The sequence below is a fragment of the Oscillatoria nigro-viridis PCC 7112 genome, from assembly GCF_000317475.1.
Taxonomy (GTDB): domain Bacteria; phylum Cyanobacteriota; class Cyanobacteriia; order Cyanobacteriales; family Microcoleaceae; genus Microcoleus; species Microcoleus nigroviridis.
In genome coordinates, this window is the sequence record NC_019729.1 from 3,210,054 (window position 1) to 3,221,163 (window position 11,110).

The 11,110-nt window shown below is 46.2% G+C and carries 15 protein-coding genes; 5 read left to right on the forward strand and 10 right to left on the reverse strand.

What is annotated here, in order from left to right; translation table 11 throughout:
• Nucleotides 1–192 precede the first annotated feature (192 nt).
• The 4 genes from OSC7112_RS13675 to OSC7112_RS39735 form a co-directional block, all read right to left on the reverse strand.
• On the reverse strand, nt 193–1,092 hold the full coding sequence (locus OSC7112_RS13675; RefSeq protein WP_015176450.1) for a S1 family peptidase: 900 nt from the start codon (nt 1,090–1,092) through the stop codon (nt 193–195).
• Nucleotides 1,093–1,321: 229 nt separating this feature from the next.
• Nucleotides 1,322–2,128, reverse strand: a complete 807-nt coding sequence (locus tag OSC7112_RS13680; protein WP_223300831.1) for a S1 family peptidase — start codon at nt 2,126–2,128, stop codon at nt 1,322–1,324.
• Between the two features lies 1 nt (nt 2,129).
• Nucleotides 2,130–2,747, reverse strand: a complete 618-nt coding sequence (locus OSC7112_RS13685) for a COP23 domain-containing protein (protein ID WP_015176452.1) — start codon at nt 2,745–2,747, stop codon at nt 2,130–2,132.
• A 296-nt stretch (nt 2,748–3,043) separates the two neighbouring features.
• A complete protein-coding gene (locus OSC7112_RS39735; RefSeq protein ID WP_190274397.1) occupies nt 3,044–3,196 on the reverse strand; it encodes a hypothetical protein in 153 nt (50 codons plus the stop codon).
• Between the two features lie 45 nt (nt 3,197–3,241).
• Here OSC7112_RS39735 and glgA point away from each other — a divergent pair, with 45 nt between their 5' ends.
• Complete coding sequence (gene glgA / locus OSC7112_RS13690) at nt 3,242–4,672, forward strand: glycogen synthase GlgA (RefSeq protein WP_015176453.1); 1,431 nt, start codon at nt 3,242–3,244, stop codon at nt 4,670–4,672.
• A gap of 189 nt (nt 4,673–4,861) precedes the next feature.
• On the opposite strand, the gene OSC7112_RS13695 is transcribed toward glgA, so the two are convergent.
• The 3 genes from OSC7112_RS13695 to rnc (OSC7112_RS13705) form a co-directional block, all read right to left on the reverse strand.
• Nucleotides 4,862–5,290 (reverse strand): DUF1824 family protein, encoded by a 429-nt coding sequence (locus OSC7112_RS13695; protein WP_015176454.1) that lies wholly within the window; start codon nt 5,288–5,290, stop codon nt 4,862–4,864.
• 258 nt (nt 5,291–5,548) lie between these two features.
• Nucleotides 5,549–6,241, reverse strand: coding sequence for a ribonuclease III (gene rnc / locus OSC7112_RS13700; protein WP_015176455.1), 693 nt, complete (start codon nt 6,239–6,241; stop codon nt 5,549–5,551).
• A gap of 46 nt (nt 6,242–6,287) precedes the next feature.
• Nucleotides 6,288–7,490: a ribonuclease III gene (rnc, locus tag OSC7112_RS13705; protein ID WP_015176456.1), complete on the reverse strand. Its 1,203-nt coding sequence runs from the start codon at nt 7,488–7,490 to the stop codon at nt 6,288–6,290.
• Nucleotides 7,491–7,764: 274 nt separating this feature from the next.
• Here rnc (OSC7112_RS13705) and OSC7112_RS13710 point away from each other — a divergent pair, with 274 nt between their 5' ends.
• From OSC7112_RS13710 to OSC7112_RS13720, 3 genes are all read left to right on the forward strand, one after another.
• The gene (locus OSC7112_RS13710; protein WP_015176457.1) at nt 7,765–8,106 is read left to right on the forward strand and encodes a hypothetical protein; all 342 of its coding nucleotides are present in this window, start codon (nt 7,765–7,767) and stop codon (nt 8,104–8,106) included.
• A 91-nt stretch (nt 8,107–8,197) separates the two neighbouring features.
• Nucleotides 8,198–8,452 carry a hypothetical protein gene (locus OSC7112_RS13715; protein WP_015176458.1) on the forward strand — a complete coding sequence of 85 codons (255 nt, stop codon included), beginning with the start codon at nt 8,198–8,200 and terminating at the stop codon, nt 8,450–8,452.
• Nucleotides 8,453–8,826: 374 nt separating this feature from the next.
• Nucleotides 8,827–8,970 carry a CAB/ELIP/HLIP family chlorophyll-binding protein gene (locus tag OSC7112_RS13720; protein WP_015176459.1) on the forward strand — a complete coding sequence of 48 codons (144 nt, stop codon included), beginning with the start codon at nt 8,827–8,829 and terminating at the stop codon, nt 8,968–8,970.
• A 201-nt stretch (nt 8,971–9,171) separates the two neighbouring features.
• Here OSC7112_RS13720 and OSC7112_RS13725 read toward each other — a convergent pair whose 3' ends face one another.
• From OSC7112_RS13725 to OSC7112_RS13735, 3 genes are all read right to left on the reverse strand, one after another.
• Complete coding sequence (locus OSC7112_RS13725; protein ID WP_015176460.1) at nt 9,172–9,384, reverse strand: hypothetical protein; 213 nt, start codon at nt 9,382–9,384, stop codon at nt 9,172–9,174.
• Between the two features lie 106 nt (nt 9,385–9,490).
• The gene (locus tag OSC7112_RS13730) at nt 9,491–9,709 is read right to left on the reverse strand and encodes a hypothetical protein (RefSeq protein ID WP_015176461.1); all 219 of its coding nucleotides are present in this window, start codon (nt 9,707–9,709) and stop codon (nt 9,491–9,493) included.
• Nucleotides 9,710–10,273: 564 nt separating this feature from the next.
• On the reverse strand, nt 10,274–10,666 hold the full coding sequence (locus OSC7112_RS13735; protein ID WP_015176462.1) for a response regulator: 393 nt from the start codon (nt 10,664–10,666) through the stop codon (nt 10,274–10,276).
• Nucleotides 10,667–10,676: 10 nt separating this feature from the next.
• Between OSC7112_RS13735 and OSC7112_RS39740 the strand changes: the two genes are divergently transcribed.
• Nucleotides 10,677–10,862, forward strand: a complete 186-nt coding sequence (locus OSC7112_RS39740) for a hypothetical protein (RefSeq protein ID WP_015176463.1) — start codon at nt 10,677–10,679, stop codon at nt 10,860–10,862.
• The last annotated feature ends 248 nt before the right edge of the window (nt 10,863–11,110 follow it).

Below are 11,110 nucleotides of genomic sequence, written 5' to 3' on the forward strand. Positions count from 1 at the left end.
GGTTCGCCTAGATATTCGACACCCATCCAAAAATTATGTAAACCCGCCCCCACCCCACCCATAGATCGAGAATTAATTGAATTTAACGGTGAGGCGCGAATAGTTATTCGGGGGTTATTGATTGGGTGGGGGCGGGTTTATTAAGATTATCGGTGGGTGGCAAAATCGATCGGTGAACCCGCCCCTACAACTCTAAAACGGCAAAATTCTCCGAATTCCCCTCTGAATCACATCCTTAAATACCTCTTGAGCAAAATCTCCAAACCAACCCTGCGCTTCCCCAGGTTTTACCTCTTCCGCATCCGCATTTTCCGCAGGTTTCTCATCCACCTTCAAAGCAGATTTCTCCATCCCCACCTGCGACATCATCCCCACAAAAGTATTAATCGGAATCGCTGAATTAAACCCCGTTTTTACTTCTTCTTGCCTTCCCCCAGCCTCATTTTGCACCCGCCCAACAGTATCTCCCTGTCCGTGAATTCCAATCACTCGGCCACTAACATCAAAAACAGGCCCGCCGCTCATTCCCCGCCGCGTCACTGCGTCGTAACGCATCGTATATCCTTGATCGTTACTCGATCGCACATTCGTAACTTGCCCATTCGTAAACTGATATTCCCGTTCTTGACTCCCCACACCCGCAGGCAAAGGATACCCCGAAATATAAACCCCTGAACCGATCTCCGCTTCATCCGAATTACTAATCGGTGCAACTGAATATTCCTCGTCACTCTCAAACATCACAATTGCTAAATCAGGCCCGCTGTCATTATTCTGAAAACCTTTCACTTCCGTCACTTTATGCTCTTTCTTCTTAGAAGTAACAATTACGTACTCGGAATTAGGATTTATCACCACATGATTCGCCGTCAACACCGTGTAAATCTTGCCTTTCTTAGCAATGATTACCCCAGAACCGCCTTTATCACTAGCTAGAGTATTATTAATTTGTACTGTAGTTGGAACGGCAATTCGAGCTACTTCTCTAGCCGTTTTTGCCATTGCGGGCTGACCGATCGCAATTGTTGCTACCGCTACCGTTCCTGCTATAATTCCAGGAATGTAATTAGACCGATTAAAACCTAAATTCATAAACTAACTCCGTTGATAATCTGAAACTAAATATCTTGCACTTTCTCGCCGATCCGACAGGGATTGAAATCCCTGTCTCAAAGCTGAAGTCCACTTAAGTGGACTAAATATCCCGCTTATTTCTTAGTCCGCGTAGGCGGACTTCGTTTTTGTAGAAGCGATTTCAATCGCCGAGTGACTGAAAAATTCAGTCCTCTTTAGAGGACTTTAGCTAAAAGCCCCGTGGATTTTAATCCCTGGCGGATAATGGGTAATTTGCCGATCGACTGTAAGACGAAATAAATCGCAAATAGGTACTAATTGGAATTCCCCAACTAGAATTAACCATTTGCTCTAACATTGTCCCTGACGGTTCTGTTCCATCTTCAAACGCATACACTCCAAAATCTGGATCGCGATTTTTTACCCGCCCATTAATGCCAATTAATAACCCCTGACTGTTAAAAATTGGCCCGCCACTCATCCCGACAGCAATATCATTTGTGTAACCCAAACGATAGCCTTGAGCGAGTGATTTTGGCGGCAGCACTGATACAACACCTTGAGTAAACCGAAATGCCCGAATTCCTTGGTCGAATGTAGTAGTTGAACTACCTCCCCGATACATGGGAAATCCTGCGGCAAATACAGGTGCTCCTACTGTTAATAAATCAGTGCTAATTCGGGTTACTTGATACTGAATGGAACTGCGAAATTGGACGATCGCCAGATCCGCATTTCCCAACTGCAACGGCGCTCTCAAAAGCCGATACCTCTGGCCGTCGGGCGCAATAATGGTATGCTGCTGGCTGAAAGCCACAACGTGCCAACTCGTCAGCACCGTATAAACTTGCCCCTGTCGCCGGACGATCGCCCCGGAACCAGAAGAATTCGGTGTTAAAATTCGCACAGTCATCAACCTCGCCAACCGCTCAATATTGGCACTTTGACTGTCAGCAACCCCATAATTCGCCATCACCGGTTGAGCGGCGATTCTTATTGGAAAAAGACTCGCCGCGATCGCACAAATTGCCACGATGCGTAGCAAATTGCTCACCTTAAAGCTCCCGCATTCCACCACCAGTGGGCTGTTGAGGTGCCGGCTGATTGTTAGCCGGTGCTGGCTGATTGTTAGCCGGCGCAGGAGGTGCTACAGAGTTGCCGCCTTCGTCCCCTAACCGTGGGCGCGCGTCAATGTAAGGCATCGCATCGCTTTCAGACAGCGCAGGCGCACCCGCTTGCCCCTCGCGCAACCCCATGAATTGATACAATGTGCGAACCGCGTCTTGACCTGGTTTGAGTGTATAAATTAAGCCGTCGCAGCGTGAGTTGACTTGACTAGCGGTGCAAATCACTCGCTGTCCGTTCATGTAGCCAACTGTCACAAACTTTAGCTGTTTGTTCTGGCGGAAGGTTTCCAAGCGCCCGCTAACTTCGCGGCAGCGCGTCATGGGATCGTAGCCAGAGTCGCGGAAGTAGTCGGAAACCCAGTTAATCCAAACCTCCCGTACCCCTTGGCGGTTTTGGTAAACCGTCGATGGTGAACCGGAGGATGTGTCACACATAAAGCCTGACGCTGATTGGCTTTGGCTGGGTTTAGCGCTCAAAGCTAGGCTGCCGATCGCGATCGCCCCCGCTAAGACAGTTAGAAATTGTCGTTTAATCTCACTTTTCATCAACTTTACCTCACATTACAATTTGTTTCCTAAAACAACAGGCTGGGGGAAGTGGCAAAAAGATACAAAGTTCTTTGCCACTTCCCCCAGCCCCGCGAAACTCACATTCGTCACAGACTAGGCGCAGTGACTTGATATTCAGTAGTTTTTAAGGTCAAATGCTGTCGATATTCACAACCGTACAGCTACAATAGATACACTAATAGATACACTTGAGTTTTTTTCTCTATTGTTAATCATTATTGTAAATCCTTTTCAACAGCCTGTCAACGCCTCAATCAGAAATAAGTTTTTGGCTAGTAAAAGGTGGGGCGATCGCTATTTTTTTCACCGCACAGCGACGCGGATGGAAAAAGGGCGATCGCATTCTTGAGTAAAGTGCGATCGCTACAGCAACTCAGATTTATACTTGTTTTTGGAAGGCGCGTTAATATTGTGCCACTCGCCATTTAAACTTAATCTAGAGTAACAATCTCAAGGAACACAAAAAAATAATGCGTATTTTATTTGTATCCGCCGAAGCATCACCCCTCGCCAAAGTGGGCGGTATGGGCGATGTCGTCGGCGCTTTGCCGAAATTTCTGCGGCGCATGGGCCACGATGTCCGTATCTTCATGCCCTACTACGGTTTCGTCCCCGACAAAATGGACGTTCCCAAAAAACCTGTTTGGGATGGGTCTGCCATGTTCCAAAGCTTCTCGGTGTTTGAAACTGTTTTGCCGGGAACCGATGTACCTTTATACTTATTACAACATCCATCTTTCTTGCCGCGCCGCGTTTACGGCGGTGTAGATGAAGATTGGAGGTTCACTTTCTTTGCCAATGCTGCGGCTGAATTTGCCTGGAATCATTGGAAGCCCCAAATTATCCACTGTCACGACTGGCATACGGGGATGATACCTGTTTGGATGAGCCAAGATCCCGATATCAGCACGGTTTTTACTATTCACAATTTAGCTTATCAAGGGCCGTGGCGCTGGCGTTTGGAGCAGATGACTTGGTGTCCTTGGTATATGCAAGGTCACAATACAATGGCTGCCGCCGTACAGTTTGCCGATCGAGTAAATACAGTTTCACCGACTTACGCCGAGCAAATCAAAACCCCAGCTTATGGGGAAACTTTGGAAGGTTTGCTGTCTTACATCGGCGGTAAAGTATCGGGCATTTTGAACGGAATTGATACAGAATCTTACAACCCAGCAACTGACAAGTACCTCCATCAACAATTTAGTGTTGATACTATTGAAAAGCGCCCCGCTAATAAAATTGCGCTGCAAGAAGAAGTCGGTTTGGAAGTAAATAAAAATGCCTTTTTGATCGGCATGGTGACGCGGCTGGTAGAACAGAAGGGATTGGATTTGATAATTCAAATGCTCGATCTGTTCATGGCCTATACCGACGCTCAATTTATTGTACTCGGAACGGGCGATCGCTACTACGAAACCCAACTCTGGCAAATGACAGCCCGCTATCCCGGTCGGATGTCAACCCAACTACTTTACAACGAGGCCCTCTCCCGGCGCATTTACGCAGGCTGCGACAGCTTCCTGATGCCCAGCCGTTTCGAGCCCTGCGGCATTAGCCAAATGCTCGCCCTCCGCTACGGGTGCGTGCCAATGGTTCGCCGCACCGGCGGTTTAGTCGATACCGTTTCCCACAACAACCCGATCGACAATACCGGTACCGGTTACTGTTTCGATCGCTACGAGCCCCTCGACTTGTTCACCTGCATGATCAGAACTTGGGAAGGTTTCCGCTTCAAAGATAAGTGGAAAGAACTCCAACAGCGCGGCATGAGAGAAGATTTTAGCTGGGATATTTCGGCCCGGAAATACATCAACTTGTACAGCGATATTTTGGGATTGCCGCCCGAAGAAGCCGCACCAGAACCAGAAGAACCCGAATTAATTGTTGGTAAGGGTTAATTAGTAATTGGTAAGTTGACAGTTGACTGTTACCAATGCCCAATTCCCCAATTATATCAATTCCGGTTGCATCGGAATTAATATAACCCGAAATCAGGACACGGCAGTGCCGTGTCCCTACAATAAACCACGGTAGGGAAACGGCACTGCCGTGTCCTCTATATCATTCCGGCGCCGCCGGAATTGATATTAATCAACAAATAAATCGAGAGGTAAATGACCGTAAGTTCCACTAACTCCATCTTCTGAGGAAGATTGACAAGAAATCAAAACGCCCCGGTAAGTTCCGGGATAGCCGTCAACATAATACGACCCCTTCAAAGTATTGAACTTAATATAAACCGAACCAGCAAATGAAGTGACTGCATTGGGATCTAAAACAGCTTGATATCCCAAAGCTTTCAAATAAGCTTCTAAAGCTAAAAACCCCTCATCCGTCGAAGAAGCGCACACTCCCAACATTTGATAATCCGACAAACTTGCTACCAGCAAAATCGCTTGACGGAGTGCCTGTTTTTCCAGTGGCGATGCTACAGATTGCATATCCAGACAAGTGAAATCTTTGAGGATTTGCTGTGCTTCTTCAACAGTTAGGGTAGTCGGGTTGTGAGTAGACATGAATTGCTCTGATATTTCCCAAAATTACGATCGACACTGGGGTACTCGTCAACGAATTTCTGCCATTGCAACTCTCGATCGACGGCGGTAACACTTGCACAAGTCCTGATTATAGCCCATTGTGTGCTCTGGCCATCTATTCGGGCCGTCTTCGTTGGCGTAGCCCCCGTAGGGGCGGGCTTTCCTTCGGATCGCAACGCTTTCGCTAACGCCCGTATCGCACAAAAAAGCTAGTAGTTTTTACCGATTTTTTCAAGTTTAGATCAGTCCGGGTTTTTTCAGCTTTGCTAGTGCATCTTCTGCCGCATTTTTCTCAGCATCTTGTTTACGGCGACCACGGCCAACACCGTACATTTTACCGCTGACATACACTTGAGCAGTGAACTCTTTGGCATGATCTGGGCCTTCCTCGTCAATGATTGAATATTCGGGGTTTTGACCGAATTTTGCCAGAGCCCACTCCTGAAATCGATTTTTAGAGTCTACAAGGTTTTTTTGCCCAGCATCGGACTGAGGGTAAATCATACTATCAGCAACTGGAATAAACAGCTTTTTAACAAAGGCGCGGACAGGTGTAATGGTTGAGTCGAGATAGTACGCACCAATAATCGCTTCAAAAGTATCGCAAAGCAAAGAGGGATTTTGGCGACCTTTATCTTGTTCTGCCCCTTTTCCCAGGCGCATTAACTTGCCTATACCTAGTTGCTCAGAAAACTTTGCTAGCTGATTCTGATCGACTAATCCAGAGCGCAACCGAGTTAATTGAGCCTCGCTAAAATCTTCATAGCGCTTGTACAAGACTTCGCCAACTAGATAACCTAGCAGGGCGTCGCCGAGAAATTCTAGTCGCTCGTTGTGTTCGCCTGCTTCTGGGTGTTCGTTAACGTAGGAACGGTGAGTGAGCGCGCGAATGAGGAGTGATTCATTTTTAAATTTTGGAAGTGTGTACATTTTTATGTCTTGACTTGCTGGGAAATTAATAGCATCGAAAACGTCTCTATATTAGCCGGAGTTTTTTCAGTGCAGCTTCAGCAGCACGTTTTTCAGCTTCTTTTTTACTGCGACCGCTACCTTGACCGTATACTTGTCCATTTATACGCACTTCCACAGTAAATTCTTTAGCGTGATCTGGCCCTGCCTCTTGGATTGTGATGTATTGAGGGGTAATTGGCCCGATATTCTGGTGTACACATTCCTGAAGCTGATTTTTCGGGTCTCCAGGAATGTTAGAGTCCGGTTCTGACCCAGAAGAAATAAGTTCTTCCACTACTGGCGTAAATAGCGGTTCTACAAAATCGCGGACTGCCTCAATGCCAGAATCGAGAAAATAGGCGCCGATAATTGCTTCAAAAGTGTTGCTGAGTAACGACTCTTTAGCAGTACCTCCACTTGTTGCTTCACCCCTGCCTAGCAGCATCCACTGGCCGATATTCAAGGCGGCAGCAAACTTTGCCAATTGCTTGTCTTCCACCAACAAGGAACGCAGGCGAGTTAGATCGCCTTCATTTTTATTTGAGTAATGGCGGTAGAGATATTGCCCACTTAGAAAAGTCAGCAAGGCATCGCCTAGAAATTCTAATAGCTGGTTGTCTTTGCTGACTGCTTTAGGATTTTCGTAAAGGTAAGAGCGGTGAGTGAGTGCCTGATTTAGCAGATCGGCTTCCTGAAAAGGTAGCCGTTTTAGTAAATCGCTCAATCTTTCTCTAATGCGGTCTTCCTCAGCAGAAAAATGGCGATTTTCTTGACGAGTTTGTTCTTGAGACAGGAGTCGCAGGACTTCTTGCTGTTGCTTTTCTACTTCTTTTATATCGGCTTGTGGTGCGGAGACAGCTTTTAGTAGTCGGGCAATACTATCCAGGGCGCGATAGGTGTTAGCGGTGGAAAATGGGACTTGGTGTGCCCAATCGTTGCGGACTTGGATAAGTTCAGTTACCAGGCCGTTTCCTGTAGAATTTAGCTTTTCGTTGAAAACTTTATCCCACTGCTTTGACATGACTAACAGCAGCATCGCAACATCTTCACTCAGAATACTGTCTGCTGATTTTTGTTTCAATGGTTTATGCTTAGGTAAGCAAGACTTAGCCTCTTTTTCCCAGCTATTGCTGTAAACTCCCTGCATTTCCTGTTTAAGATAAGGATACAATCCCTGACATAAGAGGTTTAAAGCTCTGTCAATTCGTCCGCGATTGCTAATAGCCATATGTTGTTTTTACTTGCCTTTCTTATTGCTACATCCAGAGTTGTGAGTTTTTCGTAAAAGCTGATTTTTTCAATAAACCGGCTTATATTTAATTAGTTTATAATCTTTTGCCGATCGCCCTGAACGATCGACTGCTGCGGAGGAAGTCTCCCAAGTGCGAGCGGAACTTCATTCTGCACGATCGTCGCATCAATTCTCAGCTATAGTCTATTAGGGGAAATTTTACACCAAATGGGATGATACCATAATCCTAAAACAGTGTAATTTTTACCCTATGTTGCGAACTTGCAGAACGTCGCGACGCGACAAATGGTTTAGCTGGCTGAGTGAGTCAATGGAAGCTTGGGATTTTTGCCGTCGGTGGTTCCACGCCACACAAGAAGAAGAAAAAGCCAGAGGCTACAAAGCGCGTTGCAACCTGCTTCTGGTAAAGGTTTTAGGCGTTAATATTGATGCCGTCAAGCGGTGGGGACCGAGTTTTGAAAAAATGCCAGACCACCACAAGCGTACCTTGTCATACGCTGACACGCTGCGAGAAATGATAGAGGTTGCTGGCAAAAATGAAGATTTTTTGGAGGAGGTACTAGAACGAATCAAAAACAAATCCAAAAAATAGGGGAATATTTACACTAAAATGGTGGTGTCAAGCGGGCTGGATGTTGTATTTTTTGGATGTAGCACTCAACTAGCAAAAGCCTTTAATCACTGTGACACAGAGTTTTTTATCGAATTCCAGCAGCGACGCCATTCAACTTCCCGCGTCCCTGCTAACTCCCGACGCAGCAAATCCTGAGAAAGAACCCCTCAAACATCTGCTGATAGGTTCTCCCCAAGCTGTCAGGAGTACAATTTACCTCCTCCACGCCCGCGGGTACGCTGAGGTTGGTGTCTGGAGTCCCCTGCTACCAACTGCTAAAAGTGGTGAGGTGATGAGTATTTTTGTGAAATACCTTCGCATCTAATAGATTCAGATTGCATAACACCCCGGAATTATGCTGTGTGCCAAACAATTAGGATTTCCTCTTCCGGGGCACCCCAGGCGGACTGTCACTAGATTTTTGCTATTTTATATTAACTAAAAATTATTTTTCTGACATCATTCGACCCACGCGCCCTGACCTCAGAAACCTGGTTTCTACGAGATTTTGCGACGAGTCACAAAAAATACAAGAAAAAACCGGGTTTCTCTCTCCCTCCCCCCGCAAGCCCCTCTCCCTGCGAGCCCATCCCGCTGATCTCCGGCATTTGAACAGTAAATGTAAAAATATGTTGCAAACTTTGTACTGCTGTGTTAAGTTTAGTTACATAAGGTTGAAATTAAACGAGGTTTATGGTCATGGAAAACAAAGACGCAAAAGTTGGCTTCACTGAGTTTGCTGAAACCTGGAACGGCCGTTTGGCAATGCTTGGCTTCGTTATCGGCTTAGCTACCGAATTCCTCACCGGTCAAGGCATTCTCTCTCAAATCGGTTTGATGTAATCAGCTCTTGTGCATCATACAATAGCTGAAATTCTGTCGGGCGATCGACCCCACCACAAGTGCACTCATCCCCCCCGCTAATCAGTCCCCTTCATTTTACAGGGAAGGGGATGAGTGCATTTTTTATGAAAAAATTCAACAGATGGCACAAACAAAAATCTTTTTCGTCTCAATATTTATCGTGAGACTAACTCCAGCAAACTAAGCAATTCCTACCGAATCCAAAATCCTCAATTTAGGAGTCAAAGCAGGAAGCTTCACCAAACCGTCCCGTTTGTGAGTCCGCGCGCTGTGACCTAAAATCATTTCCGACAGATCCGGCATTTCCTGCCAGCAGTGCGAGCAGAACCAATAAACGCGATTGTGGCGAGCGTGGCGGAGCAATTGAGAGGAGCAACAAGGGCAACTATTCATGATATTTTAAACCTTTTTTGAAGATATGGAGCGATAACCCAATCATTAGAGAGATTCACGAATGCCTGCACATCTCAATTCCAGACACTAAAATAAAAAATCTCTTTCAGTCACAGCTTTGAGCGTCTCGCAAGTAGCACTTTTGGAGGCCCAACAGTAACACCACAATCAAAAGCTGAACGCTCCAAGGAGCCCAAGAGAAACCCCAAATAAAACAACCCAGCCCGGCCCAAGCCACAAGAACAAAAATATCTTGAGAGGTTTGCCAGTAAATCCAGACGGCTGCCAGAGAAACTATTAGTAGCAAAATGTAAGCTGAGGGCATAGTCGTCTTCTCCCAATGTGTCTGTCAACAGTCAGGAGCGATCCCTGACGTTCTGCTTAAACATAAAACTAAAACCTGAAGAACTTATGAAGATGAGTGAGTTGTCACAAAAAGTAAAATACTCCTGTCAGCTTATATTTGTCCGAGAAATCCACAGGAATATTCAGTTCATGGCTGAGGTCGAATCCGGTTAAATGAACGCACTACCAATAGGGATTTAGGCATCCCTAATTGGTATCAATTTCACCCTAAGACCGGCAGGGTTGAAATTGATACCGGACTGAAGTTTGTAGTCTTAAGCTGACAGGAAGAAACGCACGGCACCTAAGTCCCTACATATAGCCTTTCGAGCTCTCATATGAGGTACTCTAGGCCTCCGTCCGCATAGCGCACGGAGGCCTGTGCGGGCATACCTCACCACGCTTGAGAACCGCTGTATATCCTGTCCGATCGACCGGATTCGATCTACTAAGGAACCATAGCAAAGAAACCAAGTTTTTTTAACTCTCTTTGCCTGCAAAACTACTACTTGAAAAGCTCCACAATTCAATGGGCGCGATCGATCTATTCTTGCTCCCAGCCCAAAGCCTCAGCGACCTGAGCCGCCAAAAACATCGGTTCAAAAGGCTTAGCAATCACGCTCACTACCCCCAAATCCGCGAACATCCGCCTGTCCCCAGCAAGAGCCTTAGCTGTCAATAAAATTACCGGAATGTGCTGCGTAGCATTATTAGCTTTTAACTGTAGAAAAGTAGTAGGCCCGTCTTGGTCGGGCATCATCACGTCCAATAGAATAGCATCAGGCTGTTCGGCAAGAGCCTTAGCAACGCCCTCGCGGCCCGAACTCGCTGTCAGGACTTCCCAGCCCCCCACCATCTCAAGACTGACTTGAGCTACTTCCCGAATATCTTCCGCATCGTCAATAACCAAGATGCGCTTGGCAGTCAAAATTAACATTTTTTTAGTAATGAGAACTAATCACAGATTAGAGGCGAAAAGTGAATATTTTGTAAAGCAAATTATCTTATATCAATTCTGGTTACACTCAGACATGATGGGGAGCGATCCGTGGGGGAATGTGGAATTGTGCGACCTTGACTCGATCGTGCCCATTCAACCGGAAACGATATTTCCCGATCGGACTTTACAGTAAACTTTCAAAACTGTATAGCAGATTTTGAAGAAAGAAGGAACAAGGAAGACCGAAGTTGCCATCGACCGGCAGGGTTTTAACTAAGAACGTCCTAACCGTCTGGCGCGGTGGCTGTAAAATATCCCACCCAAAAAAAGCCGCTTTTCGACCTCAAATTGTGCTTTTTGCCCGCAGTCCCCAAACAGCAGAAAAGGCTGAGATTGTTTGTCGATGACTCGATCGAACAATCTGCACAAAATCAGTAACGT

Excerpts from the sequence above, each read along its gene's own strand:
- OSC7112_RS13735 (WP_015176462.1), bottom strand. The coding sequence starts at position 10,666 with ATGTTAATTTTGACTGCCAAGCGCATCTTGGTTATTGACGATGCGGAA.
- OSC7112_RS13720 (WP_015176459.1), top strand. The coding sequence starts at position 8,827 with ATGGAAAACAAAGACGCAAAAGTTGGCTTCACTGAGTTTGCTGAAACC.
- rnc (WP_015176456.1), bottom strand. The coding sequence starts at position 7,490 with ATGGCTATTAGCAATCGCGGACGAATTGACAGAGCTTTAAACCTCTTA.
- glgA (WP_015176453.1), top strand. The coding sequence starts at position 3,242 with ATGCGTATTTTATTTGTATCCGCCGAAGCATCACCCCTCGCCAAAGTG.
- OSC7112_RS13685 (WP_015176452.1), bottom strand. The coding sequence starts at position 2,747 with ATGAAAAGTGAGATTAAACGACAATTTCTAACTGTCTTAGCGGGGGCG.
- OSC7112_RS13730 (WP_015176461.1), bottom strand. The coding sequence starts at position 9,709 with ATGCCCTCAGCTTACATTTTGCTACTAATAGTTTCTCTGGCAGCCGTC.
- OSC7112_RS39735 (WP_190274397.1), bottom strand. The coding sequence starts at position 3,196 with ATGGCGAGTGGCACAATATTAACGCGCCTTCCAAAAACAAGTATAAAT.
- OSC7112_RS13725 (WP_015176460.1), bottom strand. The coding sequence starts at position 9,384 with ATGAATAGTTGCCCTTGTTGCTCCTCTCAATTGCTCCGCCACGCTCGC.
- rnc (WP_015176455.1), bottom strand. The coding sequence starts at position 6,241 with ATGTACACACTTCCAAAATTTAAAAATGAATCACTCCTCATTCGCGCG.
- OSC7112_RS13695 (WP_015176454.1), bottom strand. The coding sequence starts at position 5,290 with ATGTCTACTCACAACCCGACTACCCTAACTGTTGAAGAAGCACAGCAA.
- OSC7112_RS13675 (WP_015176450.1), bottom strand. The coding sequence starts at position 1,092 with ATGAATTTAGGTTTTAATCGGTCTAATTACATTCCTGGAATTATAGCA.
- OSC7112_RS39740 (WP_015176463.1), top strand. The coding sequence starts at position 10,677 with ATGAGAACTAATCACAGATTAGAGGCGAAAAGTGAATATTTTGTAAAG.
- OSC7112_RS13710 (WP_015176457.1), top strand. The coding sequence starts at position 7,765 with ATGTTGCGAACTTGCAGAACGTCGCGACGCGACAAATGGTTTAGCTGG.